Annotated in this window: 22 protein-coding genes; 14 read left to right on the top strand and 8 right to left on the bottom strand. The window is 64.9% G+C overall.

All coding sequences use genetic code 11. The annotated features are described in order from the left end of the window. Positions 1-61 precede the first annotated feature (61 nt). From J2808_RS18660 to J2808_RS18650, 3 genes are read left to right on the top strand one after another with little or no spacing between them, the layout of a single operon-like run. On the top strand, positions 62-1,831 hold the full coding sequence (locus J2808_RS18660) for a M20/M25/M40 family metallo-hydrolase (RefSeq protein ID WP_309819631.1): 1,770 nt from the start codon (positions 62-64) through the stop codon (positions 1,829-1,831). 14 nt (positions 1,832-1,845) lie between these two features. After that, entirely contained in the window at positions 1,846-3,084 is a 1,239-nt protein-coding gene (locus J2808_RS18655; protein WP_309819630.1) for a zinc metalloprotease, read from the top strand. Positions 3,085-3,120: 36 nt separating this feature from the next. Next, a complete protein-coding gene (locus tag J2808_RS18650; RefSeq protein WP_309819627.1) occupies positions 3,121-3,438 on the top strand; it encodes a hypothetical protein in 318 nt (105 codons plus the stop codon). Between the two features lie 59 nt (positions 3,439-3,497). Here J2808_RS18650 and J2808_RS18645 read toward each other — a convergent pair whose 3' ends face one another. Further along, entirely contained in the window at positions 3,498-4,289 is a 792-nt protein-coding gene (locus J2808_RS18645; protein WP_309819626.1) for a helix-turn-helix transcriptional regulator, read from the bottom strand. Positions 4,290-4,365: 76 nt separating this feature from the next. Between J2808_RS18645 and ilvD the strand changes: the two genes are divergently transcribed. After that, on the top strand, positions 4,366-6,231 hold the full coding sequence (gene ilvD / locus J2808_RS18640; RefSeq protein WP_309819623.1) for a dihydroxy-acid dehydratase: 1,866 nt from the start codon (positions 4,366-4,368) through the stop codon (positions 6,229-6,231). A gap of 84 nt (positions 6,232-6,315) precedes the next feature. Further along, positions 6,316-8,874 (top strand): excinuclease ABC subunit UvrA, encoded by a 2,559-nt coding sequence (locus J2808_RS18635; protein WP_309819755.1) that lies wholly within the window; start codon positions 6,316-6,318, stop codon positions 8,872-8,874. A 50-nt stretch (positions 8,875-8,924) separates the two neighbouring features. On the opposite strand, the gene J2808_RS18630 is transcribed toward J2808_RS18635, so the two are convergent. The 4 genes from J2808_RS18630 to J2808_RS18615 form a co-directional block, all read right to left on the bottom strand. Further along, the gene (locus J2808_RS18630) at positions 8,925-10,388 is read right to left on the bottom strand and encodes a protein adenylyltransferase SelO (RefSeq protein ID WP_309819622.1); all 1,464 of its coding nucleotides are present in this window, start codon (positions 10,386-10,388) and stop codon (positions 8,925-8,927) included. A gap of 38 nt (positions 10,389-10,426) precedes the next feature. Continuing rightward, positions 10,427-10,912: a VOC family protein gene (locus J2808_RS18625; RefSeq protein ID WP_309819619.1), complete on the bottom strand. Its 486-nt coding sequence runs from the start codon at positions 10,910-10,912 to the stop codon at positions 10,427-10,429. 97 nt (positions 10,913-11,009) lie between these two features. Further along, a complete protein-coding gene (gene ppsA / locus J2808_RS18620) occupies positions 11,010-13,427 on the bottom strand; it encodes a phosphoenolpyruvate synthase (RefSeq protein WP_309819617.1) in 2,418 nt (805 codons plus the stop codon). A 151-nt stretch (positions 13,428-13,578) separates the two neighbouring features. After that, positions 13,579-14,397, bottom strand: coding sequence for a pyruvate, water dikinase regulatory protein (locus tag J2808_RS18615; protein ID WP_309819615.1), 819 nt, complete (start codon positions 14,395-14,397; stop codon positions 13,579-13,581). 161 nt (positions 14,398-14,558) lie between these two features. Here J2808_RS18615 and J2808_RS18610 point away from each other — a divergent pair, with 161 nt between their 5' ends. The 8 genes from J2808_RS18610 to J2808_RS18575 all read left to right on the top strand — a co-directional run bounded on the left by J2808_RS18610 (position 14,559) and on the right by J2808_RS18575 (position 23,162). Then, positions 14,559-15,599: a LacI family DNA-binding transcriptional regulator gene (locus tag J2808_RS18610; RefSeq protein ID WP_309819613.1), complete on the top strand. Its 1,041-nt coding sequence runs from the start codon at positions 14,559-14,561 to the stop codon at positions 15,597-15,599. A 44-nt stretch (positions 15,600-15,643) separates the two neighbouring features. Continuing rightward, on the top strand, positions 15,644-16,060 hold the full coding sequence (locus tag J2808_RS18605) for a RidA family protein (RefSeq protein WP_309819611.1): 417 nt from the start codon (positions 15,644-15,646) through the stop codon (positions 16,058-16,060). Continuing rightward, the gene (locus J2808_RS18600) at positions 16,057-16,239 is read left to right on the top strand and encodes a hypothetical protein (protein ID WP_309819609.1); all 183 of its coding nucleotides are present in this window, start codon (positions 16,057-16,059) and stop codon (positions 16,237-16,239) included. Before J2808_RS18605 ends, J2808_RS18600 begins: the two co-directional genes overlap by 4 nt. Positions 16,240-16,265: 26 nt before the next feature. Then, the gene (locus J2808_RS18595) at positions 16,266-16,943 is read left to right on the top strand and encodes an oxygenase MpaB family protein (protein WP_397428088.1); all 678 of its coding nucleotides are present in this window, start codon (positions 16,266-16,268) and stop codon (positions 16,941-16,943) included. Positions 16,944-17,276: 333 nt separating this feature from the next. Then, entirely contained in the window at positions 17,277-18,596 is a 1,320-nt protein-coding gene (locus J2808_RS18590) for an ABC transporter substrate-binding protein (RefSeq protein WP_309819605.1), read from the top strand. Positions 18,597-18,665: 69 nt separating this feature from the next. Then, positions 18,666-19,550 carry a carbohydrate ABC transporter permease gene (locus J2808_RS18585; RefSeq protein ID WP_309819603.1) on the top strand — a complete coding sequence of 295 codons (885 nt, stop codon included), beginning with the start codon at positions 18,666-18,668 and terminating at the stop codon, positions 19,548-19,550. Positions 19,551-19,556: 6 nt separating this feature from the next. After that, positions 19,557-20,459 (top strand): carbohydrate ABC transporter permease, encoded by a 903-nt coding sequence (locus tag J2808_RS18580; RefSeq protein WP_309819601.1) that lies wholly within the window; start codon positions 19,557-19,559, stop codon positions 20,457-20,459. Positions 20,460-20,543: 84 nt separating this feature from the next. Next, positions 20,544-23,162: a family 78 glycoside hydrolase catalytic domain gene (locus tag J2808_RS18575; protein ID WP_309819599.1), complete on the top strand. Its 2,619-nt coding sequence runs from the start codon at positions 20,544-20,546 to the stop codon at positions 23,160-23,162. A 97-nt stretch (positions 23,163-23,259) separates the two neighbouring features. On the opposite strand, the gene J2808_RS18570 is transcribed toward J2808_RS18575, so the two are convergent. After that, positions 23,260-24,261, bottom strand: a complete 1,002-nt coding sequence (locus J2808_RS18570) for a LacI family DNA-binding transcriptional regulator (RefSeq protein ID WP_309819753.1) — start codon at positions 24,259-24,261, stop codon at positions 23,260-23,262. Positions 24,262-24,538: 277 nt separating this feature from the next. Then, a complete protein-coding gene (locus tag J2808_RS18565; protein WP_309819597.1) occupies positions 24,539-24,706 on the bottom strand; it encodes a hypothetical protein in 168 nt (55 codons plus the stop codon). A gap of 42 nt (positions 24,707-24,748) precedes the next feature. Here J2808_RS18565 and J2808_RS18560 point away from each other — a divergent pair, with 42 nt between their 5' ends. Then, a complete protein-coding gene (locus J2808_RS18560; protein WP_309819596.1) occupies positions 24,749-25,813 on the top strand; it encodes a spore photoproduct lyase family protein in 1,065 nt (354 codons plus the stop codon). Between the two features lie 114 nt (positions 25,814-25,927). Here J2808_RS18560 and J2808_RS18555 read toward each other — a convergent pair whose 3' ends face one another. Next, the gene (locus J2808_RS18555) at positions 25,928-26,842 is read right to left on the bottom strand and encodes a LysR family transcriptional regulator (protein ID WP_397428091.1); all 915 of its coding nucleotides are present in this window, start codon (positions 26,840-26,842) and stop codon (positions 25,928-25,930) included. Positions 26,843-26,909: the final 67 nt, after the last annotated feature.

Raw genomic sequence — 26,909 nt, 5'->3', positions numbered from 1 at the left:
TAAGGACGGAGAGGCCGACGGGGACTCTTCCTGCAGTGGGCCCAAAATTGGGGAGCCGGTTGTGAAACTCGTCCTGTTCGATCTCGGCGACACGCTGGAAAGCGATGGCGTCCTGGTGCCTGGTGCGCTGGAGACGCTGGAGATGATTGCGGCGTTCCGCACCAACGGGGACCCGTCAGCGTTCCTGGGCCTCGTGTCGGATTTTGACATGCCGGCCGAGCCGTCGGAAGTGGCCATCATCCAGCAGCGTTACTACAGCCTGCTTGACGACCTTGGCATCCGGCCGTTCTTCGAGCCCGTGGCGGAGCGGGTCACGTTGTCCACAGAGGTGGGCGTGTTCAAACCCGACGAGGCGGTCTTCCGGGCGGCGGCCTCGAAGGCCGGTCCCGACGTCGGCTTCGGCGATGTTCTGTTTGTCACCGAAAACCGCAGCCATGTGCTCGCCGCCCGCCGCCTTGGGCTGGCGGCTGTTCATGTCCGCGGTCCGGGGCAGGCCCACGGTGAGGTGAACACGCTGGCCGAGGTGGTCCCGCTGGTGCAATCGTTCCTCAACGGCGGCGAACCCGTGGAGACCGTTGTTTTGGACGTTTCATCGGAGGCGCCGGACGCGCTCCTGACGCGGATCGGAGCCACCGACGCGACGTGGACCCGCCTCGGCGACGTGCTCGTGGTGCGCTCCCCCGCCGCACGGCCCGGGCAGAGTCCCGCCCGCGGCGAATTGCCGGATTCCGCTCGCCGCCTCTTCGTCCCGGAGCAGCACCTTCATGTGGTCACCCAAACCGCCCGCCTTTTCCAGGAGGACCATCCCGACATCCGTGTTGTGGTGGACAAGGGCCGCTATCTGGTGGTCGATTTCGATGCTGGCGCGTCCCTTCCCGCCGACGGCCCGCATGCGTCCTGTTACCGCGTCAGCCCTCTTCCGGCAGACGGCGTGGTGTTTGACCAACGCGCTGCGGGGCCAGGGCCGGCGTCGCCGGCTGAGGCAGTTGGCGTTGCCGCCGTCGAGGTTTCGCGCGCAGCGTTTGATGACGACGTCGGCACGCTGGCCCGCCTGCGGACGCGGCACTCACGAAGTGCCGAGTTCCGCGGTGCACTCGCGTGGGCGGAAAGCCTGCTGGCGGATCTAGGCTATGCCACGCAGATCCAGACTGTGGCGGTGCCCGGCGGGACGAGCCGCAACCTTGTTGCCGACCGTCCCGGGGACGGGGACGGGGACGGCCGGGAGGTTGTGCTGGTCACCGCGCACCTGGATTCCGTCAACATCCAGGGAGCCTCGGCAGCCGCGCCGGGTGCCGACGACAATGCGTCCGGCAGTGCCGGAGTGCTGGCGATCGGCCGGGCGCTGGCCGGACGGTCAACGAGGCGTGGCCTAAGGCTCATCCTCTTCGGGGGCGAGGAGCAGGGCCTGTTTGGCAGCCGCCATTACGTGAGCGGCCTCGACACGGACGAGCGCGCCCGCATCAGCGCCGTCATCAACATGGACATGATTGCCTGCACCAATACCGCCACAGCCACTGTGCTGCTTGAGGGCGCCCCCGTGTCGCAGGGCATGATCGACTCCCTGGCCGACATCGCCCAGGCGAATACTTCCCTGGCCGTCCAGACCAGCCTCGCCCCGTTCAACAGCGACCATGTGCCCTTCATCGAGATGGGCATTCCGGCCGTCCTGACCATCGAGGGAACTGACTCCGCGAACGACCGGGTCCACACGGACCGGGACACACTCGAGACACTGGACGTCGGCCTGGCCCTGGAGATCCTGCGGATGAACACCATGTTCGTGGCGCAGGCCCTTGATAGCGACACCAGTATTGCCCGACCCATCAGATAAAAGGAGAACCAGCGATGCCCGAGACAAATCAACTGAACCTCCCGGAGCAGCGCAGCCGCGAACTGTGCGGGACCATGGAAGTACACCGCCGGCTGCTGAACGTGAGCGTCACGTACCAGGAACGCCGGGCCCTGATCGACAACCGCGCCCTTGCATACGAGGACCAGTCGCGCGGAATCGCACGGAACGGCCTGCTCACCATTCCGGTCGTCGTCCACGTGGTGCTCAACCCGGCTGATCCCGCCCAAAATGTCAGTGACGCGCAGATCCAGAGCCAGATCGACGTCCTCAACGAGGATTTCCGGGCCGACAACCCGGACGTGGCCGGTGTGCCGCCGGTCTGGACGGACCGGGTAGCCGACTGCAATATCGAGTTCCGGCTCGCGTCCCAGGATCCGAACGGCAGTCCGACCGATGGCATCACGAGGACCCCTTCGACAGTTCCGTTTTTCACCACTGAGCTGGACGACGTCAAGTCCAGTGCAACCGGCGGCGCTGACCCCTGGCCCAGCGATGATTACCTCAACATGTGGGTATGCAACGACCTCCGGGACGGGATCGGCCGGGTCATCCTGGGCTACGCGCAGTTTCCGGGCGGCCCGCCGACCACTGATGGCGTTGTGATCGCCAGCTTCTGCTTCGGCAAGGGAGGGACGGCGCAGGCGCCCTTCGATCTCGGCCGGACCGCAACCCACGAGATCGGCCATTGGCTGGACCTGCGGCACATCTGGGGCGACGACCGCGGCTCCTGCAGCGGCAGCGACATGGTGGACGACACGCCCAACCAGGCCGACGCCACGTTCAACAGCCCGGCCTTCCCGCAAATCAGCTGCAACAACGGACCTGACGGCAACATGTTCATGAACTACATGGACTACACCGACGACGCAGCGATGTTCATGTTCACTAAGGGCCAGTCCAGGCGGATCGACGCTTGCCTGGAGGGCGAACGGGCTTCCTTCCTGACCGCGCCGGCTTTCGCGCTGACAGGGGCCGGGACCGGGACTGGGCCTGCTCCAGCTGCACCCGCACCACATCCGGCGGCCTCCACGCAGACCCCCGCGGCAATGCCTGCACCGGCTGCTCCCGTTCCGGCGCTGGCGGCGCCGGCTCAGACGCAGGCGGACGGCGAGCTGCTCCGGCTCCGGCAGGAAGTCGATCAACTCCGCCAGGACTACCGTCGGACCATGGTGATCCTGGAGGGCATCCGGGCAGCACTTAACAGTGACAGCCTCAACCCCGCGGGTGGATGATGGGGTGATGATGACACCGGCCGGGCGGTGAAGGCCGTGACTGGACCCGCACAGGAGATTACTGGCATTTGGCTGCACAGCCACGAGGAAGATACTCCCTCAACTATGGTGTTCCGGCCCCGCGACTACCCCTTGCGGCCCGCCCGTTGGCGGGACGCAATCGAGTTGCGGGCGGACGGCACCTGTATATGGCACGGCAGCAGCCCCGACGACCGAGGGCAGGCCATTGACGGACGCTGGGAGGACCTCGGAGGCGGGCAGGCGCAAATCAAGGCGGCCACGGCTGAGGGCGGTTCCCTCCCCCGCCGGATCCAGTCATGGGCCCCTGACAAGCTGGTCATCAAGAAGGGGTAGGAACCGACCGCCACGGGTATGCGGGGAGGCCAGAGATTCCTGCCGTTGCCTGGCGGTGCTTACGCGCCCGGCACAGGGGCATACATGACCAGGTGCAGTTCGGGAGCGTCCGATGGAACCAGCCTGTGCTGCTCATAGACCAGCCTGCCCGCCTCGGGATGCAGAAACACCCGTTGCCGGGAGGAGAAGCGCTCCACACCGCGGTCGGCCCAGAGCTGGGCAAACTCGGGGCTGGCCCCGGCCAGCCGGGAGATCAGCGCTGTGTGGGCCGCGGAGCCGAGCCGCGCACCTGCCTCGGCGCGGAATTCGGCAACAAAATGGCGCGAGGTCTCTTCCCAGTCCGGCAGCATGTCGCGCAGATGCGGGTCAGTGAAGATGAGCCAGAGGAGGTTCCTGTCCGCCGGGCCAACGGCGGCGATCCGTGAATACAGTCCGGCGTAGGCGCGGTTCCAGCCAGCGATCCCCCAGTCCGGGGCAACGGCAAAGGCCGGGAAGTCCAGGGAGTCCAGCAGCCGCTGGACATGGGCGGGCGCCTGCTCGATCGGGGCGACCTCTGCGAGAGGAACGGGAGCGTACCCGCCCAATGCCAGCAAATACGAGTTCTCGGCACCTGTCAGTTGAAGCACACGCGCGATGGCCTCGAGGACCTGGCGGGAGGCGTTAATCTCCCGGCCCTGTTCCAGCCACGTGTACCAGGTGACGCTGACGGCAGCGAAGGAGGCCACCTCCTCACGGCGCAGCCCCTGCGTGCGGCTCCGCCCAATGGGCGGCAGCCCCAGCTCAGCCCTGACCAGGTTCCCGCGCCGGTCCCGCAGGAACTGCCCCAGCTCCCGCCGTCGTTCATCACTCATCCCCAGAATCTAGCACTGCCACTACTAGTACCAGCACCGTCTTCCACCTCACCACCAGCACTGGTTGACTGCTTACATGCCTCCTCTACGCTCACGAACAGTCACCCACGGCCGCAACATGGTGGGCGCACGCGCCCTGCTCCGCGCCGCCGGCGTCAACGGATCCGATTTCGGCAAGCCGATCATCGCCGTCGCCAACAGCTTCACCGAATTCGTACCCGGCCACACCCACCTCCAGCCGGTGGGCCGCATCGTCTCGGACGCCATCATCGCGGCCGGTGGCATCCCGCGCGAGTTCAATACCATCGCCGTGGACGACGGCATCGCCATGGGCCACGGCGGCATGCTCTACTCGCTGCCCTCGCGCGACCTGATCGCCGACTCTGTTGAGTACATGGTCAACGCGCACTGCGCCGATGCCCTGATCTGCATCTCCAACTGCGACAAGATCACCCCCGGCATGATGATGGCCGCCATGCGCCTGAACATCCCCACAGTGTTTGTCAGCGGCGGCCCCATGGAAGGCGGCACCGCCATCCTGGTTGACGGCACCGTCCGCAAGCGCCTGAACCTGATCTCGGCCATCGCCGACGCCGTCAACGACTCCGTTTCGGACGAGGATCTGCTGCGCATCGAGGAAACGTCCTGCCCCACCTGCGGTTCCTGCTCAGGCATGTTCACGGCCAACTCGATGAACTGCCTCACCGAGGCCCTGGGACTCTCGCTGCCGGGCAACGGCACCACCCTGGCCACGCACACCGCCCGCAAGGAGCTGTACCAGGATGCCGGCAAGGCCATCGTGGACATCACCAAGGCGTACTACGACGGCGACGACGAGTCGGTGCTGCCGCGGGCCATCGCCGGCCGCGCCGCGTTCGAGAACGCCATGACCATGGACATTGCCATGGGCGGATCGTCGAACACCATCCTTCACCTGCTGGCCGCCGCCCAGGAAGCCGAACTCGACTTCACCCTGGAGGACATCGACGCTATCTCGCGCCGCACCCCCTGCCTGACCAAGGTTGCTCCGAACGGCGACTACCTGGTGGAGGACGTGCACCGCGCAGGCGGGATCCCGGCCATCCTGGGCGAACTGGACCGCGGCGGGATGCTCCGCCACGATGTGCGCTCCGTGCACGGACCGGACCTGCGCTCGTGGCTGGACGCCTGGGACATCCGGGGCGGCAAGGCCACTGACACCGCCGTCGAACTCTTCCACGCGGCCCCCGGCTGCGTCCGCTCCGCCACGGCCTTCTCCCAGTCCGAGCGCTGGGACACCCTGGACACCGACGACGCCAATGGCTGCATCCGCTCCGTCGAGAACGCGCACACCGTGGAGGGCGGCCTGGCCGTGCTCCGGGGCAACATCTCCGTGGACGGCTGCGTGGTGAAGACCGCCGGCGTGGACGAATCAATCTTCAAGTTCTCCGGCCCGGCCGTGGTCTTCGAATCGCAGGACGACGCGGTAGAGGCGATCCTGAGCAAGCAGATCGTCGCCGGCGACGTTGTTGTCATCCGCTACGAAGGGCCCCGCGGCGGTCCCGGCATGCAGGAAATGCTTTATCCGACGTCGTTCCTGAAGGGCCTGGGACTCGGCGCGAAGTGCGCCCTCATCACCGACGGCCGGTTCTCCGGCGGGACTTCCGGACTGTCGATCGGCCACATCTCCCCGGAGGCTGCCGCGGGAGGAGCCATCGCACTGGTCGAGAACGGCGACACGATTTCCATCGACATTCCCGCCCGATCCATCACGGTCGACGTGCCCGACCACGAGCTGGACCGCCGTCGGGCACTGCTGGAAGCGACCATCGGGTACCGGCCCCGCGACCGCGAGCGGGCTGTCTCTCCCGCTTTGCGCGCCTACGCCGCCTTCGCACTCTCGGCGGACAAGGGCGCGGTGCGCCACGTGCCGCTGGAGCCGCTGCCGGTCGCCACGGTCTAAGGCGGCGGAAGTTCGTGGTTGACGGCGACGGCTACTAGAGTCGGACCGATGCAAGGCAAACAGAATGTTTCCGAACTGACGGCGATGACAACCCTGCCCCCGCTCACCCACGGCCACTCCGCAGACGGCTACGTCCAGGTCCGCGGCGCCCGGGAAAACAACCTGCGCAACGTGGACGTGGACGTGCCCCGGGACGCAATCGTGGCGTTCACCGGCGTATCCGGCTCGGGCAAGTCGTCCCTGGCATTCGGCACCATTTACGCCGAGGCGCAGCGCCGCTATTTCGAATCGGTGGCACCCTACGCCCGCCGGCTTATCCAACAGGGGCACAACCCCAAGGTGGAGCAGATCACCGGCCTGCCTCCCGCCGTCGCGCTCCAACAGCGACGCGGCACGCCGAGCTCGAGGTCCACCGTTGGCACCGTCACCACGCTGTCCAACTCGCTGCGTATGCTGTTCTCCCGGGCCGGCACCTACCCGGACGGCGCCAGCCAACTGGACTCGGACGCGTTCTCACCGAACACCGCGGCCGGCGCCTGCCCGGAATGCCACGGTCTGGGTACTGCCCATACTGTCAGCGAAGCCTCGTTGGTCCCGGATACCTCCCTCAGCATCCGGGACGGCGCGATAGCTGCCTGGCCCGGCGCGTGGCAGGGCAAGAACCTGCGCGACATCCTGACCCACCTGGGGTACGACGTGGACACCCCGTGGCGGAAGCTGCCCAAGAAAGAACGGGACTGGATCCTCTTCACTGAGGAACAGCCCGTGGTGGAAGTGACACCGGAGCGTGACCGGGTGGCCAAACCGTACAAGGGCCGGTTCTGGAGCGCCAAGAGTTACGTGCTGCACACCCTGCTGGACTCCAAAAGCGCCACGATGCGGGAGAAGGTGCTGCGCTTTATGGAGACCGGGCCGTGCCCGCGCTGCGGCGGCAGCGGGCTGAGGCCCGAAGCCCTCGCGGTGACCTTTGCCGGGAAAACCATCGCCATGCTCAACGCCGTGTCGATGACAGAACTGGCCGAAATCATCCGACCCACCACGGAGCTCACTGCAGCCGGGACCGCCTCGCGCAAGCAGTCCTCCGGCGAAGGGAACGAGGTGGCGGTCGCCATTACCCGGGATCTTCTGGTGCGCGTCACAGTGCTGTTGGAGCTGGGTCTTGGCTACCTCGCCCTGGGCCGCGCCACCCCGACGCTCTCGCCGGGCGAAATGCAGCGGCTCCGGATCGCCACTCAGCTCCGCTCCGGCCTGTTCGGCGTGATCTACGTGCTTGATGAGCCCTCCGCCGGGTTGCACCCGGCCGACGCCGAACCCCTCCTCGCGGTCCTGGATCAGCTCAAATCCTCCGGCAACTCCGTGTTCGTGGTGGAGCACAACATGGATGTGGTCCGCCGCGCCGACTGGCTCGTCGACGTTGGCCCCCGGGCCGGCGAAGGTGGCGGCGAGGTCCTCTACAGCGGCCCTGTTGACGGCCTCGCCACAGTCCGCGAGTCCGTCACGCGGCCGTTCCTGTTCCCGAACGGGTCAGGCACAAAGAACGACGGCGGTCCCTCCGCGTCCGCGGGGAAGGCCGGCGCCCGCCGCGATGCCACCGGCTGGCTGGAGCTGCAGGACATCAGCCGCCACAACCTGCGCGGGCTCGATGCAGAGTTCCCGCTGGGCGTCCTGACGGCCGTCACAGGAGTCTCCGGCTCCGGCAAATCGACACTCGTCAGCCAGGTCCTCGCCGGGGTGGTCGGCGCCAGGCTGCATCCCGAGGCCGACACCGCGCAGCAGCCGCCGGACGAGGACCCGGATGCCGACGCCGGCGCCGGCGCGTCTCCACACGTAAATGCGGGACCGGTGGCCGGGCTGGAACACGTGGACCGGCTGGTGACGGTGGACCAGAAACCGATCGGCCGCACCCCGCGCTCCAACCTCGCCACCTATACAGGGCTGTTCGACGCCGTCCGCAAGGAATTCGCGGCCACTGAGACAGCCCGCGCCCGCGGTTTCGGTGCAGGCCGCTTCTCCTTCAACGTGGCGGGCGGACGCTGCGAGACCTGCCAGGGCGAGGGCTTCGTCGCCGTCGAACTCGTATTCCTGCCGGGCAGCTACGGCCCGTGCCCCGAGTGCCACGGCTCGCGCTACAACCCCGAAACCCTCGAGGTCACGTACCGCGGGAAAAACGTCGCCGACGTGCTCGGCATGAGTGTGGACACCGCCGCCGAGTTCCTGGCGGACATCCCTGCCGCGTCGCGCAGCCTGAAGACCCTGCGTGAGGTGGGCCTCGGCTACCTACGGCTCGGCCAACCCGCCACCGAACTCTCCGGCGGCGAGGCGCAGCGCATCAAGCTGGCCACCGAGCTGCAGCGCGCCCAGCGCGGCCATTCGCTGTACCTGCTGGACGAGCCCACCACCGGCCTGCACCCGGCCGACGTCGAACTCCTGATGGCACAGCTTCACCGTCTGGTTGACGCCGGCAACACGGTGATCGTGGTGGAACACGACATGGACGTTGTGGCTGCAGCCGACTGGGTGATCGACATGGGCCCCGCAGGAGGCGACAACGGCGGCAGGATTATCGCCACGGGGACACCCGCCGTCGTCGCCCGTTCCACAGAGAGCCGGACGGCGCCGTACCTCGCCTCCGCACGCCAGTGACCGGCGGCAACCCCCGCCAGCGCTAAGACCGGCGATGCCGGGACCGCGGTTCAGGTTCCGCAGAAGGTCCGGTACGGGCCGAAGCTCTCCGGCGCGGGCGCAGCGTAATGCGCAAGGCCGGGGCGCTCGTCGTAGGGGGAAGCGACTGCTTCCATCAGCCGTTCCAGCGGGCCGGTGTCTCCGCTGGTAGCGGCCGTCAGGGCCTCCTCCACGAGATGGTTCCGTGGGATGTAGAGGGGGTTGATACGGTCCATGGCGTCGGCATCCGGCGTCAAGGCACGCCAGCGCCCCAGCCAGGCATCAAACGCTGCCAGGTCCAGCATCATGCCGCGCGCAGGTTCAGCCTGGCCGCGGGCGGCTTCGGACAGGTGCCGGAAGAACGATGTGTAGTCAGGGCGGGACTCCTGGAGCAGTGCCACCAGCTCGTCCACGAGCGGCGAGGTCACGTCGTCGTCAAGTCCTTCGCGCAACCCCAGCTTGGCTTTCATGCCAGCCGACCAGGCCGCACTGTACTGGCTGCGGAACGCCTCGAGTGCTTCGACCGCGAGCTCCACCGCCAGCTCCTGGTCCGCGTGGAGCAGCGGCAGGAGCGACTCCGCGAGCCGGGCAAGGTTCCACTCCGCCACCAGCGGCTGGTTGCGGTAGGCGTACCGTCCGGCCTCGTCGATCGAACTGTAGACGGCCCCAGGATCGAAGCCCTCCATAAAGGCGCACGGCCCGTAGTCAATGGTTTCGCCCGAGATGGTCATGTTGTCGGTATTCATGACCCCGTGGACGAACCCGGCGAGCATCCAGTGCGCCACGAGCGCCGCCTGGGCCGAAATGACATGTTGGAGCAGTGCGAGGTAAGGGTTGCCGGCTGCCGCTGCGGACGGGTAGTGGCGGCTTAGTGCGTGATCGGCAAGGCGGCGCAGCAGGCCCGTGTCGTCGGTGGACCGGGCGTACTGGAAGCTGCCGACGCGCAGGTGGCTGCTGGCGACCCGGGTAAGGACGGCCCCCGGCAGGAGTGTCTCACGCTGCACCGGGTTTCCTGTCCCGACCACCGCGAGGGACCGTGTGGTGGGGATGTTCAAGGCGTGCATCGACTCGCTCAGGATGTATTCGCGCAGCATGGGACCCACCACTGCCTGGCCGTCGCCGTTCCGTGCGAACGGCGTGCGGCCTGATCCTTTGAGGTGGATGTCGCGGGGCCGGCCGTCAGTGTGCGCGATCTCGCCGAGCAGGAGTGCGCGCCCGTCGCCCAGCCGGGGCGAGTACCAGCCAAACTGATGCCCGGCGTACGCCTGCGCCACCGGAGCAGCCTCGGCGGGCAATGCGTTACCGATCAGCAGACGCAGCCCCTCAGGGCTCCGGAGAAAAGCCGGATCAAGACCCAGCTCGTCGGCAAGGGCCTCATTGAGGACGAGAAGTTGCGGGTCAGGAGCCTCCTCCGCCCGCCAAGGAATGGCCATCTCCGCAAACTCCCGGGCGAACTGGCTTTCCAATATGACGGTTTGGTGCGCGATGTCGCTCATTCCTCAAGAATACCGGCGGTGCCGTCCGCCACGTCGGCTCACGCCGGCGGCGCCCAGCTCTGCAGCTCGACGGCGTTGCCCTCGGGGTCGGTGACGTAGCACCAGGTGACCCGGCGCCCGTCGGCTGTGGTGAGGGTGACCACCTCGCCCACCGGGCTCCCGCCCTCATCGAGGACGCGGCGTCGGGCAGCGTGCACGTCCGCTACCGCAAAGGCGATGTGGCGGAAGCCCGGCCGGTCAATCCCCACTTCCGAGGCTCCGTCCGTCGAGGCGAACGTGTAGATCTCGAGCGTGGGGCCGTCATCGCCATGTCCCGGCAGCCGCAGATGCACACCCTGGAGGGCGGCATCCGGCACGGCCGTGCCCCGCTCGAGGTCAGTCCCGGCGTAGTCGCGAACCGGCGGAACCGGCGTGCAGCCGAAGAGACGCACGTACCAGTCGGCGAGGTTGCGCCAGTCGCGCGCGATCAGATTCGTATGCCCGTATCGGGCACCATCGATGGGTCCACTTGCGTCACCGGTCATGGACGCATCGTACCCACTGCGGGCCCCGGAATGTACTGATTTAAGGGAATGCCCGCCCGGGGTAACCCCGGGCGGGCATTCAGGTCGAGACAGAGAATCAGCGCGCGCCGGCGCCAACTTCCGCACCGGCTGTGGCACCGTCTGCGCCGCCGGCGAGCCGGAGCCACGTATCCACCACCGTGTCCGGGTTCAGGGAGACAGAATCGATGCCTTCCCCTACCAGCCATTCGGCGAAGTCCGCGTGGTCGCTGGGACCCTGGCCGCAGATGCCCACGTACTTGCCGCGCGCCTTGCAGGCCTTGATGGCCATGGTCAGCAGCTTCTTGACGGCGGGATCGCGCTCATCGAAGCTGTGTGCGATAGTGGCCGAGTCCCGGTCCAGGCCCAGGGAGAGCTGGGTCATGTCGTTGGACCCGATCGAGAATCCGTCGAAGTATTCGAGGAATTCGTCGGCAAGCAGCGCGTTGGACGGGATCTCGCACATCATGATCACCTCAAGGCCGTTTTCGCCACGGACCAGCCCGTTCTCCGCCAGCAGCTCGATCACGCCCCGGGCCTCGTCCAGGGTGCGCACAAACGGGATCATCAGCTTGACGTTGGTCAGGCCCATCTCGTTCCGGACGAAGGACAGGGCCTCGCACTCGAGGTCGAAGCAGTCCCGGAAGGATGGGTCCAGGTACCGGGAGGCGCCGCGGAAGCCAAGCATCGGGTTCTCTTCGTGCGGCTCGTACGCCGGCCCGCCGATGAGGTTGGCGTACTCATTGGACTTGAAGTCGGACATGCGCACAATCACCGGCTCCGGCGCGAAGGCCGCCGCGATGGTGGACACGCCTTCCGCCAGGCGCTTGATGTAGTAATCGCGCGGGCTGTCGTAAGCGGCAATCCGTTCCCGGATCTCCGCTGCCACATCGGCCGGCTGGTCGTCCAGGTTCAGCAGCGCCTTGGGGTGGATGCCGATCTGGCGGTTGATGATGAATTCGAGCCGGGCCAGGCCAACGCCGTGGTTGGGCAGCTGCGCAAAGGTGAACGCCTGCTCCGGAGTACCCACATTCATCATGACCTTGACCGGGGCCTCGGGCAGCTGGGTGACCTCGGTTTCCTCGACGCTGAAGTCCAGGAGACCTTCGTAGATCACGCCTGTCTCACCGTCGGCGCAGGAGACCGTCACCTCAAGGCCGTCGGTCAGGGCGTGCGTGGCGTCGCCGGTGCCGACGACGGCCGGAATCCCCAGTTCGCGGGCGATGATGGCCGCGTGGCACGTGCGTCCGCCACGGTTGGTGACGATCGCGGAGGCGCGCTTCATGATCGGTTCCCAGTCCGGGTCCGTCATGTCGGCAACGAGGACGTCGCCCGTCTTGAATGCGGCCATCTGGTCGATCGCGCTAAGGATCCGGACGCTGCCGGCACCAATGCGCTGGCCGATGGCGCGGCCCTCGGCCAGCACACGGCCGGTCCCATTGAGGCGGAAACGGCTCAGGCTGCCGGCGGCACGGCGGGACTGCACGGTCTCCGGGCGCGCCTGAAGGATGTACAGCCCGCCGTCGATCCCGTCCTTGCCCCACTCGATGTCCATCGGGCGGCCGTAATGGTTCTCGATGGCGACGGCGTGCCGGGCGAGCTGCTCGACGTCGTCGTCCGTGAGGCTGAAACGGTTCCGCAGCGAAGCCTCAACCGGTACGAAGTCAATGGTGTGGCCCACTTCGCGGTTGCTGGTGTAGGTCATCTGGAGCGCCTTCTCGCCCAGTCCGCGCTTGAGGATGGCCGGGCGGCCGGCCTGCAGGGCGGGCTTGTAGACGTAAAACTCGTCCGGGTTCACGGCACCCTGGACCACGGCCTCGCCCAGGCCGTAGGAGGACGTGACGAACACGGCGTCCTGGAATCCGGATTCGGTGTCCATGGTGAACATGACCCCGGAGGCCCCGACGTCGGAGCGCACCATGCGCTGGACACCGGCCGAGAGTGCCACGTCGGCGTGCTCGAACTTGTGGTGCACGCGATACGCGATCGCGCGGTCGTTGTACAGGGACGCGAACACGTCCTTGATGGCGAGCAGGATGTTCTCGATGCCGCGGACGTTAAGGAAGGTTTCCTGCTGCCCGGCGAAGGAGGCATCGGGCAGGTCTTCCGCCGTGGCGCTGGAACGGACGGCCCAGGACAGGTCCTCGGAGCCGCCGTGCTTGTCCACCAGCTGCTGGTAGGAGGCCCGGATCTGCTTCTCGAAGTCCGGCAGGAAGGGCGTTTCACGCATGAGGGTGCGGATTTCCTGGCCGGCCGAAGCGAGCGCTGTCACGTCGTCGGTGTCCAGGCCGAGCATCCGGTCGGCGATCTTCTGGTCCAGGCCGGAGTCTGCCAGGAACGCACGGTAGGCGTCGGCCGTCGTGGCGAAGCCGTCAGGGACCTGGACGCCGGCAGACGTCAGGTTTTGCACCATCTCGCCGAGCGAGGCGTTCTTTCCGCCCACCCGGTCCAGGTCCTTGAGTCCGAGTTCTGAGAACCACAGGATGTCTGTCGTCATAAGTTACTGCTCCTTTGCAGATGGTGGCATGCAGATGTGCCGCCCACCCTTGGCTATGGCCGGTTGGTGGGCGCGAATCCCGTCCACACTGACAGGAAACGGGCGCTCGTGCCACATGATATGCGCCACATTAAGTTTGTGAAAAGTTTCTCTAATGCTTGAGGTTCATGCGCTGGAGGATGGTCGCGGCCATTTCCTCTACGGACACGGAGGCTGAATTCAGGTACGGAATCCGGTGCGAGACATACAGCTGCTCGGCGCTGCGCAGTTCGAAGCCGCACTGCCGCAGCGATGCATACGGTGAGCCGCGGCGCCGTTCGGTGCGGATCTGGCTCAGGCGCAGCGGGTTGGAGGAGAGGCCGAAACATTTCTCCACGAAAGGCCGCAACGGCTTGGGAAGCCCCTCCCGCGCAAAATCCTCATCCACCAGCGGAAAGTTCGCGGCGAAAATTCCGTGCTGCAAAGCCAGGTACATGGTGGTGGGCGTTTTTCCGCAGCGCGAGGGAGCCACCAGGATGACCTGGGCCTTTTCCAGTGCGCGGAGGCTTTGGCCGTCGTCGTGTTCCATCGCGTACTCGACGGCGGCCATCCGGGATTGATACCGCTCTGCGTTGCCCAGACCGTGGGCCCTGCCGGGCTCGCCGCTGGCCGGCGTGCCAAGGGCCTGCTCCAACTGTCCAACATGCGTCCCGATAAGATCCACGATGATCCCCTGGCACATGGCAATGGCCTGCCGGATGTCGCTGCTGACCGCTGTCGAAAAGACAATCGGCCGTCGGCCGGTGGCGGCCAGTTTGTCGATGGTACCGACCACAGTTCTGGCCTGTTCGACCGTGGTGATGAACGGGACGGTGATGCGGTCAAAGTGATTGGCGGGAAACTGCGTCAACAGGGTGTTGCCGAGCGTTTCCGCCGTGATGCCGGTGCTGTCTGACAGGAAGTAGACAGGCCGAAGATCGTCATTGGTCATGAACGCATTCTGTACCACGACCTAAATCCACAGCGAACCGCCGGCAAATATTCCGACTATTACGCACGCACGCAGAGGCAACGCAAGTGGCGGATCAGGCCCCGGCAGATCCACCCCTTGGCCCGGCCACGGCAGGCTCAAAGGTTTGGCAGAATGTGGACATGGTGGGTTCCGATACGGCCGGCGGCAGGGCCACAATTTACGACATCGCCAAATTGGCAGGCGTCAATCCCTCCACGGTGTCCCGCGCCCTGGGACACCAACCCGGCGTAAGCGTCGAAACCCGGAAGCTCGTCGAAGATGCCGCAGCCCAGCTGAGCTTCAGGGTCAGTCCTTTGGCCCGTGCGCTGCCCACTGGGCGCACGGGGACGGTCGGCCTCATCGTCGCGGACATCACGAACCCCAGCTACTTTGACATGATCCGCGGGGCTCAATCCGCGGCTGCGGCACGTGGCTTAACACTGGTGCTGGCAGAGTCCAGTGAATCGGGGTCCACGGAGTCCGTCGTCGCTCAGCGTATCCAGCCGTCCACCGACGGCATCATCCTTGCCAGCCCGCGCATGTCCGACCCTGAGATCAGGGAGCTCAACAAAGCCAAGCCTGTGGTGGTGATCAACCGATCCGTTGAAGGCATTGAGTCCGTGGTTCCTGACATCGAACCGGGAATCCGCGACGCCGTCCGCCACTTGGCAGCCAATGGCCACACCAGGTTCGCCTTTCTGGCCGGGCCTGGGCAGTCCTGGATATCTGCACGTCGCTGGGACAGCTTCCGCGAAGCCTGCGAATGGGCCGGACGGACGGCGCAGCCCATTCCCACGCTTGCACCAACACTGGAGGGCGGCAGGCGCGCAGCCGGGGAAGTTTTGGCATCCAGAGCCACTGCGGCCCTCTGCTACAACGACCTGCTGGCGATCGGGCTGATGAGGGAACTGCAAGCGGCAGGCGTGAAGGTGCCGGACGAATTCAGTGTCGTCGGATTCGACAACATCTTCGGCTCGGACTTCACCACGCCCACGCTGACCTCCATCGCCTCGCCCTTCAAAGAATGCGGCGCAACCGCTCTGCAGCGGCTGCTGGCTTCCCGCCAGGGCACAGAAGGCAGCCCGCATGGCGTGAGGTCAACGCCGCTGCGGGTTTCGCCAATGCGGACCACCCTGATTGTCCGCGGATCCAGCGGGCGCCTCCTGGCCCCCTCCACCTGAAGCGACTCTTCCAAGGGATCTGACGTGAGTGGGAACATACAGGCATGGAATCCATACAGCGCCTCCGCCCCCAGGGGCTCGTCTCGAGCCCGGCCTTCAGCCACGTAGCCATCGTTCCGCCCGGCGCGACGACTATCTATGTCGGCGGGCAGAACGCCGTCGACGCAGATGGCACACTTGTCGGAGCGGGTGACGCGGCCGTGCAGTCTGCCCGGGCACTCGAGAATGCGAAGACCGCACTCGCCGCAGCAGGCGCGACCGTGGGCGACGTCGTGCAGTGGACTGTGCTCTTCGTCGATGGAGCCGACCTCGCAGCGGGGTACGGAGCGATCGCCTCGGAACTCGCGTCCGATGAACCAGCCTTGGTGACCGCAGCGTTTGTCGCCGGCCTGGGCGTACCCGGCGCGCTCGTCGAAATCAGCGCCGTTGCTGCCGTTCTGCGCCCCGGGGGTCTCCAATGATGGGAATTCATTCATCGCTCGCCCACAGCCTCGAACGGCAACTGGCCCGGGGCCCGGAAGACTGGGAGCAAACGTTTCGTCAGATGGCCCTGTTTGACCTCGCAGAGGATCTCAAGCTCGGCTTCTTCCTTGCCTATTACCGGAACTTCGCCATTCCTTCCGGTTCAGCCCCCTCGTGAGGAACGGGGAAATACCCGCACGGCCCATGAAGCGGTCCATCGACACCGGCGTGGTGATCTACGAGCTCATCGCCTGCGGGCTGGACTCGGAACGCGGACGGCACATGACGTCGCTGCTCAACCGCGTTCACCGGCATGTTCCAGGCACTCAAGAGGATTTTCTCTATGTGCTGATGACGCTCTTGGTGGTCCCCATGCGATGGACTGACCGTCACGGCTGGCGTAAACCAACACAGACCGAACGAGACGCCGCGGTCCGATTCTTCCGCGAACTGGGGGCGAGAATGCACATCACGGACATCCCCGTCACGTTCGACGAAGCCGAGATGTTTTTCGACGACTATGAACGCCGGAGGGTTGGGCCAAGCGCAGCCGGCAGAACGCTCATGAGCGCCACGGTGCAGGTATTTCAAAGCATGCAGCCGCGGCTGCTCCATCCGTTCACGAAGCGCATGATTTCGACAATGCTCGACGACGCGCATCTTGCCGAGGCGCTCGGACTCCCCCGAAGCACGTGGTGGTCACGGCTCGGGCTCAATGCCGGACTTGCCGTGCGCAACGCGATCCGTCGCCGCACCCCGTTGAGTGCCGTGCCCAGCTTCATCCCCGGGCAGTCCGCTCCCCCGGTCTATCCCCAGAACTATGATTTGGCGGAGGTTGGGCCGCTCAACGTGATGGGCCCCGGGGACCGCAACAAGTTGTGAAATAGCATCAGGGCCCGAGCAAGTTTTGCACGACAGACGGGCTGGTCCAGCCTCATCAAAAATTGCTTCCCGCATCGCGATGACCACGCACTGAAGGACAGTCTGCTCCCCGGGACCACTGACGCACCGAAGTCACAAAACGGCGGGATTGCTACACAAGATTGAAGCGCTCAAATTGTATCGATTCAACAACTGAGCGGCGAAAATGCGATACGTGGCAGTAATCCCGCCATGGCGGGCAATCTGGCGACCGTGGTGATCCTTGACACACGCACCGACCGCCCCCTACCCTAATTGAAACGCTTCAAATGAAGCACACTTCAAGGAGGAACTGTGGTTTCTGTAGTGTCGCGGCCCAAAACCCGCGTTATCGCCCCTGTCATCGCTTCAGTCGGTGCGCTGGCTCTGCTGCTCACCGGTTGCGGGGCAGGCAGCGGCGGAGGATCAGCTCAAGGTTCAAAGGAGTTCACCTATCTGACCAACGTCGAAAACACTACTATCCGAGGCGAAATCGAAGCCTTGAGCAAGGACCAGTGCAAGACCGAGAACGAGGCCGCGCCGCTCAAGGTTGAGACAGTCCCCCAGACCCGCCTCGACCAGAAGCTTCAGCTGCTTGCCGGACAGAACGCCCTCCCGGTCCAGTTTGCCGCCGGCAACGCCCCCGCCCTGACCCAGGATCTGGACAAGTCCGGCAACATCCTCGATTTTGAGAAGGCGCTCAAGGACCTGAACATCTCCGACGCCATCCTGCCGGGCGCCGCGTCCACCATCAAATCCCTGTACGGCGGCAAGCTCAACGTCCTGCCCTACCAGTACAACGTTGAGGGTGTCTGGTACAACAAGAAAATCTTCGCTGACAACGGCATCGAGGCGCCCAAGACGTGGGAAGACTTTGTCGCAGCTGGCGAGAAGCTCAAGGCCGCCGGCGTCACTCCCCTTTCCGCTTCGGGCAAGCAGGGCTGGCCCCTGACGCGCCTCGTCAGTGGTTACCTCTTCTCTGACCTGGGTCCGGATGCTCTGAAGAAGGTGGCCGACGGCCAGGCGAAGCTGACGGACCCTGAATACGTCAAGGCAGCCGAAGCGATTGCCGACCTTGGCTCCAAGGGCTACTTCGGCCAGGGCATCGGATCCATCGACTACGACACGGCCGCTTCACAGTTCCTCAGTGGCAAAGCCGGAATGTTTTATATGGGCAGCTGGATCCTCTCGAACTTCAATGACAAGGCCCAGAACAAGATCGGCGAGGAAAACATCGGCTTTATGCCATTCCCCAAGGTCGCCGAGGGTAAGGGCATCGACAACCAGTACGCCGCCAACGTCGGCCTGCCCATGACCTTCAACGCCAAGAAGTACGACGACAAGGCCTCTGCCTGGCTCAAGTGCATCGCCACCAACTACGGCAGCACCGCGCTGAAGGACAAGAACTCGATATCCGGATTCAAGCTGACAACTCCGGTGGACGGCCTCCCGCCGCTGGTGAAGTCCACGCAGGAGACGGTGAACAACACCAAGGAAAGCGTCCTGTGGTTCGAAGCGCTTTTCAGCACCAAGGCCACCACCACCAGCCAGACCAACGCCGCTGGACTCGTCTCCGGCAGCATCACCCCGCAGAAGTTCATGGAACTCGTCCAGAACGACCTGAACACCAAGTAAGCAGCCCGGCCGGGGCCGGCTAAAGCCGGTCCCGGCACCCTCTGCCCGACTTCCGATGAAAGAAGCACCATGAACAACGTCCTCGGAGACAAGAAGGCCGTCGTCGTCCTGCTTGGTCCCGCGCTGCTGGTCTACACCCTGGCCATGCTGGTACCAGTCTTCTGGTCCCTCGGCTACACTTTCCTCTCCGGCAACGCCATCACGGGTTTCACCTTCGCCGGACTCGCCAACTTCGAAAAGCTCTTCTCCGATCCCGCCGTCGGCGAAGCCCTCTGGTTCACCGTCCGCTACGCCGTGGTCATCACGGCAGGTCAGGTCCTTCTGGGCTATTTCCTCTCGCTGCTTTATGTGTTCGCCCTCAAACGGGGGTCCAGCCTGATCCGGACTTTGGTCTTCTTCCCCGTGGTCCTGCCGACTGTTGCCGTCGCTCTGCTGTTCCAGAAGATGTTCGAAATCGCACCGCAGAACGGCCTGGTCAACTCCGCCCTCAACGTCTTCGGGATGGGCTCTATCGACTGGCTCGGCGACGGCTCCAGAGCGTTCTGGGTCATCGTCATCATGGACCTCTGGAGGTCCATGGGCTTCTACGCCGTCCTGCTTTACACCGGGCTGGTCGACATCCCCGAAGACATCCTCGAATCAGCCCGCCTCGACGGTGCACAGGGGCTCCGCCTGATCCGGCACATTGTCCTGCCACTCTCCCTGCCCGTGCTGCTGTCCTCCATCATCTTCAGCATCAACGGCACGCTAAAGGTGTTCGACTCCATCGTGGCGCTCACCAACGGCGGCCCAGGCAGCGCCACCACACCCCTGACCCTGCACATGTTCAGGACCTCCTTCACCTACGGCGACTACGGCTACGGCAGCACTGTTGCACTGCTGCTGACGATCCTGTGCCTGATCGTCACCCTGTTCATCTTCCGCTCGTCGCGCCGCGACCTCACCAAGGACTGACCGACGATGACCGCACCCGTCACACTCCGGGACCGCAACACTGCTGGCCCCTCTGCTCCGGCCCGCCGCCGTGCGCCGCAGATCAAGGCACTCAAACGACTACCCGTCCAACTGCTGGTAGCACTCCTCCTGATCGTGGAGACCTACCCGCTTGTCTGGCTGTTCATGGGTTCCTTCAAAACCCAGGACGAGTTCCTCAACAGCCCTGTCTGGACACTCCCACAAAACTTCAACTTCGATAACTACACCGAGGCCTGGACCACCGGCAACCTCGCAACGTATGTGGCCAACAGCCTGATCGCCACGATCCCCTCACTGTTCCTCATCGTGCTGTTCGGCGTCGCCGCCGGGTTCGCCCTCGAAGTGCTCGTGTGGAAAGGCCGCAACGCAGTCCTGCTGACGTTCCTCGCCGGCATCATGGTTCCCGGCCAGATGATCCTGCTCCCGCTCTTCTCGGCCTACTTCCAGGTTGGCCTGACCGGCACGCTCTGGCCGCTCATCATCACCTACACCGCCACGGGCCTCCCACTTACGGTGTTCATGATGGCTACGTACTTCCGGGCCGTCCCACGTGAGGTCTTCGAGGCCGCAACCCTCGACGGCGCCAGTATGATCCGCGCTTTCTTTTCCATCGGGTTTCCCATGGTCCGCAATGCCGTCTTCACCGTGGCACTGGTCCAGTTCTTCTTCATCTGGAACGACCTGCTAATCGCCCTGACATTCACCAACAATGCCGAGCTGAACACCATCCAGGTCGGCCTGCTGAACTTCACCGGCGAGTTCGGCGCAGTTCAGTACGGCCCGCTCTTCGCTGCCATCTGCATCAACGTCTTTGGCACCCTTGTCCTCTACCTCTTCCTCAACCAGCGGGTCATGAAAGGCCTGGCCGGCGGCGCGGTCAAAGGCTAGGCCACAGCCTTGATGACCCGCCCGAACAGCCTGCCCACCGAAACACCCGAACTTCCTTCACCACGATCCCAGGAGATCCAACCCATGCCACCGACCGTTATGCCCGTAGCCTTCGATCACCATCGCGAGGCACTCGGCGTTGGCGAAAGCCGACCCCGTATCTCCTGGAAAACGGCGGGCGCGCCGGGCTGGACCCAGACGGCCTACCAGATCCAGACCATACGGAACGGCGATGCTGTCCTCAGCAACCGCATCGCATCGGGCGAGTCCGTGCTGGTTCCGTGGGCAGGCGAACCCCTCCGCTCCGGGGAAGAGGCTTCCGTCCGGGTACGTGTCTGGGGTACCGCCGATGCAGGAGGCGCTGACGGCGACAGTGAGCCGGCCGACAGTGAGCCCAGCGATTGGAGTGAGCCAGCCACCGTTGAGGCAGGGCTCCTGGAATCCAAGGACTGGTTCGCCCAACCCATCAGTCCGGCCTGGGATGAAAACTCTGACTCCGACCGCCGGCCTCCGCTGCTCCGGCGGGAATTCTCCGTCACCTCCCCCATCGCCAAAGCGCGGCTGTACGTCACCGCCCACGGTCTTTATGAAATGGAACTCAACGGCACGCGTGTCGGTACCGACATCCTGTCGCCAGGCTGGACCGTCTACGGCGAGCGGCTGCGCTACTACACCTACGACGTGACCGGCCTGGTCCGCGAAGGCGATAACGCCGTCGGGAGCTGGCTCGCGGACGGCTGGTACCGCGGGCGCATCGGATTCCATGACGGCTACCGCAACCTCTACGGCGACAAAGTGGCCCTACTGGCGCAGCTGCAGGTCACCCACGTGGACGGGACCGTCACCATGATCGGCACTGACACGGAATGGAAAGCCGGCTTCGGTCCCATCGGCTTTACCGGCCTCTACGAGGGGGAAACCTACGATGCCCGCCGACTGTCGTCCGGTTGGAGTGAATCAGGATTCGACGACGGCGGCTGGAGCCCGGTCATAACCGTCGCGCGGGATCCGGCAACGCTCGTTGCCCCGGACGGACCGCCGGTGCGCTGCACCGAGGAAGTCCGCCCGGCTCGCGTCTTTACAAGCCCGGCAGGCAAAACGCTTGTGGACTTCGGCCAAAACCTGGTGGGGCGGCTTCGGATCACCGTGCAGGGCACGCCGGGCGACACCGTCACACTGCGCCATGCCGAAGTACTGCAGGACGGAGAGCTCTTCACCCGGCCCCTCCGCCGCGCCATCTCCACCGACACGTACACACTTGCCGGCACAGAACAGGAAACCTGGGAACCCCGCTTTACCATCCACGGCTTCCGCTACGCCGAAATCGATGGCTGGACCGGCGGCGATATCAGCGAAAACCTCGTAGCCCGGGTTTACCACACCGACATGGAGCGCACCGGTTGGTTCGACAGCTCCAACGCGGACCTGAACCGCCTCCACGAAAACGTGCGTTGGAGCATGCGGGGCAACTTCGTGGATATTCCCACGGACTGCCCGCAGCGGGACGAGAGGCTCGGCTGGACCGGAGACATCCAGGTCTTCGCACCCACTGCCTCATTCCTCTACGACTGCTCCGGAATGCTCAATTCCTGGCTGAAGGACGTTGCCGTCGAACAGCTACCCGACGGGACCATCCCCTGGTACGTTCCTGTCATCCCCGGTGGCACCGAGTGGACACCCATCCGGCCCGGTGCCGTGTGGGGTGACGTCGCGGTCCTGACGCCCTGGACCATCTACCAGCGCTTCGGGGACACCCAGGTTCTCAGGGAACAGTACGCCAGTGCCAAAGCGTGGGTGGACCTGATGGACAACCGGGCCGGCGGAACGCACCTGTGGAACACCGGCTTCCAACTGGGTGACTGGCTGGACCCGACAGCTCCCCCGCATGACCCCACCGCAGCAAAAACAGACCCCTACCTGGTGGCAACGGCCTACTTCGCCTGGTCGGCCACACACCTCGGAAGGATCGCCAGCGTCCTGGGCAAAACGGCAGATGAACTGCACTACACCGAGCTCGGACTAGCAGTGGCCCGGGCCTTCGCGGACGAGTACATCTTCCCCACCGGTACAGTCGCCGGCGATGCTCAGACGGCGTACGCGCTGGCGATCGCGTTCGATCTCTTCCCCACTGCAGAGCAGAAAAGGCTGGCCGGACGGCGGCTGGCCGAACTGGTGGCCGACGGCGGGAACCGGATTGCCACTGGCTTCGCCGGCACACCGGTCATCTCCGACGCCCTTACCGACGTGGGCGCGCTTGATACCGCCTACGACCTGCTGCTGGAGAAGGAATGCCCGTCCTGGCTCTACGCGGTGGAACAGGGCGGCACCACCATCTGGGAACGCTGGGATGCCATGCAGCCTGACGGCACCGTCAATCCGGGCAACATGACTTCCTTCAACCACTACGCCTTCGGAGCGGTTGCGGACTGGATGCACCGGGTAGTGGCGGGGCTCTCGCCGCTCGAACCGGGCTACCGCAAGATCCTCTTCAAGCCCCGGCCAGGAGGCGGGCTCACCAAGGCCTCAGCCCGGCATGAAACACCCTACGGGTCGGCCAGCATCTCCTGGACCCTGGGGGCCGATGGACTGAACGTACAGATTGACGTCCCCACTGGCTGCACAGCCAGGGTTGAGCTTCCCGGCAAGACACCGTTAGATGTGGCTTCGGGGACGTTCAGCTATGCCGTGGAGCCGGTGTCCTAGAGGAGCCGGCGAATGGAAGACGATGGAGCCCGGGACGGAAATCTCCCCGGGCTCCATCGTGGTTTCATGCCGTTATCGAATACCTGACCGTTGGCGGTCAACGGCCTAGTGTGCTCGTGCGGGCAAAAAGGGTGGGTTCCAGCATCAGGTTCCGGTGGACATGCTCGCCGGGCTGGTTCACTTCCTCCAGGAGGAGATTTGTGGCCACCCGCCCCATCTCGTGCCCAGGTTGGCCGATCGTGGACATTGGAATGGCGCCTTCGCTGGCGAACTGGTTGTTGTCGTACCCGATCACCGCAATGTCCTGAGGCACCCGGAGACCGTATGTTCCCGTGAGCTCGTGGATGATGCCGGCGGCCAGCTGGTCCGATGGTGCGATAATCCCGTCGGGCATCCTGCTGCGGCCGCGGCTGGCCAGATCGCCCGAAATCCGGCGCCCCTCCGGGCTGTTCAGGCTTCGCCCAAAGATCACTTCAAGGGAGACGGCGCCCCTGGTCTCCGACGTGGCACGCATGGCACCTTTGCGGCGGTCGTTCACGGCATGCAGGTTGTCGGGACCGCCAGCGAAGACCAGCCGCCGACGGCCAAGGTCAATCAGGTGCCGGGCCGCCAGATAGCCGCCATGCTCTTCGTCGACCAGCACGCTGCAACAGTCGGTGCGGCCGCCGGCATAGTTAACCAGGACGATATGGCGGCCATGGCGGCGAACCCGGTCCACGCCGTCCAACGACGCGTCCAGCGGCGCAAGGATGATTCCTGCGACCCGGGCCTCGTCAAAAATGTCGAGGTAGCCCTCCTGCTTCTGGAGGTTGACGTCGCTGTTAGCCAACAGCAGGGAATGGCCATTTTCGGTCGCGGCGCTCTCTGCGCCGCGGGCGATGTCCACAAAGAGGGAGTTGCCAACATCCGTCAGGACCAGGCCAATGGTCCTGCTGCTTCCGGCCGCCAGGGAACGGGCCGCCGAATTACGGACAAACCCCAGTTCGTCGATTGCCGCTTGGACCCTCAACCGGGTTCTTTCCGCCACGATTTCGGGTTTGTTCAAGACATTGGAAACAGTGCCAAGCGAGACCCTCGCGACCCGCGCCACATCGTTCATGCTCGGCGCAGAATCGGCCGACGCCTCAGCGGTGCTTTCTCTTGGCACGATTCTGCACTTCCTCTATCAGACCTGAGCCTTCATTTTTTCACACGTTCCGTGTAACGCCGCACCCCGACGGACTCGGCGTTTCCCGTCCGGTCAGGCCGTCGGCAGGCACGCTGCAGGGACATCACGCCCACCGCGGTCCGTTTGCGGAAAAGGGCGAGGGTGACTGAGCTGCCGTCGCCCTACCTTTCAAATTGCGCTCAGACAGAGCGGGGCGTCTCCCGACCTGCTAGCCGTCCAGGACCCGGCCGGTGTTGACGGCCACGAGCTTGCGGACATCTTCCCTGCTGACGCCGGCGTCCAGCAGTTGGCCGAGCACGTGTTCGTAGGAGTCGATGGGGAAGGGATTGTTCTTCTGCCCAAGGTCGGACCCGATGATGGTGTTGTCGATTCCCACGGCGTTGATGAAGCTGACTTCCGCGTCTTGGAGAATGGAGCCATGGAATTCAACCGGCTGCTGCAGATCCGGCGCATTTATGCCCAGCCCGCTGCACTGGAGATACCCAGAGGCCGGGAGATCATCGGACGCTGGCCGGACGCCGATGTCGTCCTTGTGGATAACCACTGGAACATCCCGGAGGTGCACGGTGACGAAACGAACGTACCGCGCTGGTCCCGGATCAAAACGGAGGCGCTGGTCCTCGGCGTCAAGAAGGCGCTGACCGTCAAGCCGAACGGCCGGTCCGCGGACTTCATCGCTCCCTCAACCGCAAACGGCTGCGCCATGGCATGCGCCTACTGCTACGTGCCCCGCCACAAGGGATACAGCAACCCGGTAACCGTGTTCGCGAACATCGACCAGATTGCCCGGACACTCGAGCGGCACGCCACACGCCAGGGCATGAAGCTGGAGCCCAACCAGTGCGACCCGGAACTCTGGGTGTACGACATCGGCGAAAACAGCGATTGTTCCGTCGACGCGCTGATCAGCGACAACGTCGAGGATCTCGTCAGGCTCTTCCGCGATTTGCCCACCGCCAAGCTGTCCTTCGCCACCAAGTACGTGAACCCGGCCATGCTCGGCTGGGACCACGGCGGTCACACCAGGATCCGCTTCTCCCTCATGCCCGCGGACTTGGCGAAATCAATAGACGTTCGGACCTCGCCCATGGCTGAACGCACGGCTGCCATCAACGACTTCGTCGATGCGGGCTACGAGGTGCACGTGAACTTCTCCCCCGTCATCATTACGGACACCTGGCTCAGCGACTGGGAGGAACTCCTGCGCCAACTCGACGCCACCCTGACAGCCGCCGCAAAGGCCCAGCTCGCGGCAGAAGTCATCTTCCTGACCCACAACGAGCGGCTTCACGAGGTCAATCTGGGGTGGCATCCGCAGGCCGAGAACGTGCTGTGGCGTCCGGACCTCCAGGAATCGAAGATCTCCGCCAACGGCTTCACCAATGTCCGCTACCGCTCAGGGACCAAGGCGGGCTATGTGCGGCAGCTGACCGCGCTCATCAAGGAGATCGCACCTTACTGCCGCGTCCGCTACGCGTTCTGAGGTTAGCGGGGCAGTGCGATGCGGCTGATGTCCCCGCGCTGGACAAGGCAGAAGGGCGGTCCCCACCACCCAGACTGTACGACCATACGCAGCATGGTGCGCCAGTTCTGCCCTTCACAGGTATTCACTTGCCCGTTCGCGGGCGGTTTCCAGCAGCGTGGAGTGGAATGCGACTTCCGCGGGGGCGTAGACCTTGTCCTGGCGCTGGGCGAGGAGTACCCGGCGCAGCGGAGCGGCCGAACCGAGACTGAGTACCTTTACGTCAGGGTGCTGAAGGGCGACGGCTGTTTTGGGCACCATGGCAACGCCCATTCCTACGCTGACCATGGCCTGGGCTTCCTGGTAGTCGTTGGCCAGGAACCCGATGGTCGGCTCAAAGCCGGCGTCGTGGGCGGAGCGTTGCAGGACTTCCACCACCGGGTGGGCCTCCGCCCGCACTATCCATGATTCCTTTCGCAGGTCCTCCATCCTCACCTCATCACGGTCGGCGAGGGGGTGCCCCTTGGCTACCAGGATGACGGTGCTCTCCTGGAACACCTCTGTCACCCGGATCGAATCATCGTGGAAGCGATTCCACGGGTAATCCCAGAGCAGGCACAATCCAGTGACGCCGGATTCAAGGTCCGAGACAAGCTCGTCGAAGCGCGCGCTGCGCACAGACAGGCCAATCGCCGGGTACCGCTTCTTGAAAGTGCGGATGACGATGGGCAGGAAGGACCCAGCCAAGGTTGGAAAGGTACCCACAGTGAGTGAGCCGCTTCTGAGCCCGGCGATTTGCGCGAGATCGGACCGGGCTGCCCTCATTTGCCCAAGGATCTTGCGGGCGTGGCCAGCCAGCATCTGTCCGGCCTCGGTGGGCACCACGCCGCGGGAACGGCGGTTCAGCAGAGGTTGGCCGACCTCCTGCTCAAGCTTTCGCAGTTGCTGGGACACGGCGGAGGGTGTGTACATCATCAAATCGGCCGCTGCGGTGATCGACCCGTGCTCGACGACCTCCACGAGAAGGGCCAGGCGGCGGATGTCGAATATTTCTTTGTCCTCATCCTTAAGCAACTCTTCACCTTCCTGTGTCTTTGCTTCACTCCATGTAATCACG

The sequence above is a fragment of the Pseudarthrobacter sulfonivorans genome, from assembly GCF_031454915.1.
In the GTDB taxonomy this organism is placed as follows: Bacteria; Actinomycetota; Actinomycetes; order Actinomycetales; family Micrococcaceae; genus Arthrobacter; species Arthrobacter sulfonivorans_C.
This window is presented reverse-complemented; position numbering and strand designations above follow the sequence as displayed.

What these genes read in the sequence shown, in the direction of transcription:
- J2808_RS18570 (WP_309819753.1), bottom strand. Translation starts at nt 24,261, where the DNA reads ATGAACGATGTGGCGCGGGTCGCGAGGGTCTCGCTTGGCACTGTTTCC.
- J2808_RS18615 (WP_309819615.1), bottom strand. Translation starts at nt 14,397, where the DNA reads ATGACCAATGACGATCTTCGGCCTGTCTACTTCCTGTCAGACAGCACC.
- J2808_RS18610 (WP_309819613.1), top strand. Translation starts at nt 14,559, where the DNA reads ATGGTGGGTTCCGATACGGCCGGCGGCAGGGCCACAATTTACGACATC.
- J2808_RS18625 (WP_309819619.1), bottom strand. Translation starts at nt 10,912, where the DNA reads ATGACCGGTGACGCAAGTGGACCCATCGATGGTGCCCGATACGGGCAT.
- ppsA (WP_309819617.1), bottom strand. Translation starts at nt 13,427, where the DNA reads ATGACGACAGACATCCTGTGGTTCTCAGAACTCGGACTCAAGGACCTG.
- ilvD (WP_309819623.1), top strand. Translation starts at nt 4,366, where the DNA reads ATGCCTCCTCTACGCTCACGAACAGTCACCCACGGCCGCAACATGGTG.
- J2808_RS18595 (WP_397428088.1), top strand. Translation starts at nt 16,266, where the DNA reads ATGAAGCGGTCCATCGACACCGGCGTGGTGATCTACGAGCTCATCGCC.
- J2808_RS18575 (WP_309819599.1), top strand. Translation starts at nt 20,544, where the DNA reads ATGCCACCGACCGTTATGCCCGTAGCCTTCGATCACCATCGCGAGGCA.
- J2808_RS18630 (WP_309819622.1), bottom strand. Translation starts at nt 10,388, where the DNA reads ATGAGCGACATCGCGCACCAAACCGTCATATTGGAAAGCCAGTTCGCC.
- J2808_RS18585 (WP_309819603.1), top strand. Translation starts at nt 18,666, where the DNA reads ATGAACAACGTCCTCGGAGACAAGAAGGCCGTCGTCGTCCTGCTTGGT.
- J2808_RS18600 (WP_309819609.1), top strand. Translation starts at nt 16,057, where the DNA reads ATGATGGGAATTCATTCATCGCTCGCCCACAGCCTCGAACGGCAACTG.
- J2808_RS18655 (WP_309819630.1), top strand. Translation starts at nt 1,846, where the DNA reads ATGCCCGAGACAAATCAACTGAACCTCCCGGAGCAGCGCAGCCGCGAA.
- J2808_RS18635 (WP_309819755.1), top strand. Translation starts at nt 6,316, where the DNA reads ATGACAACCCTGCCCCCGCTCACCCACGGCCACTCCGCAGACGGCTAC.
- J2808_RS18580 (WP_309819601.1), top strand. Translation starts at nt 19,557, where the DNA reads ATGACCGCACCCGTCACACTCCGGGACCGCAACACTGCTGGCCCCTCT.
- J2808_RS18560 (WP_309819596.1), top strand. Translation starts at nt 24,749, where the DNA reads ATGGAATTCAACCGGCTGCTGCAGATCCGGCGCATTTATGCCCAGCCC.
- J2808_RS18645 (WP_309819626.1), bottom strand. Translation starts at nt 4,289, where the DNA reads ATGAGTGATGAACGACGGCGGGAGCTGGGGCAGTTCCTGCGGGACCGG.
- J2808_RS18605 (WP_309819611.1), top strand. Translation starts at nt 15,644, where the DNA reads ATGGAATCCATACAGCGCCTCCGCCCCCAGGGGCTCGTCTCGAGCCCG.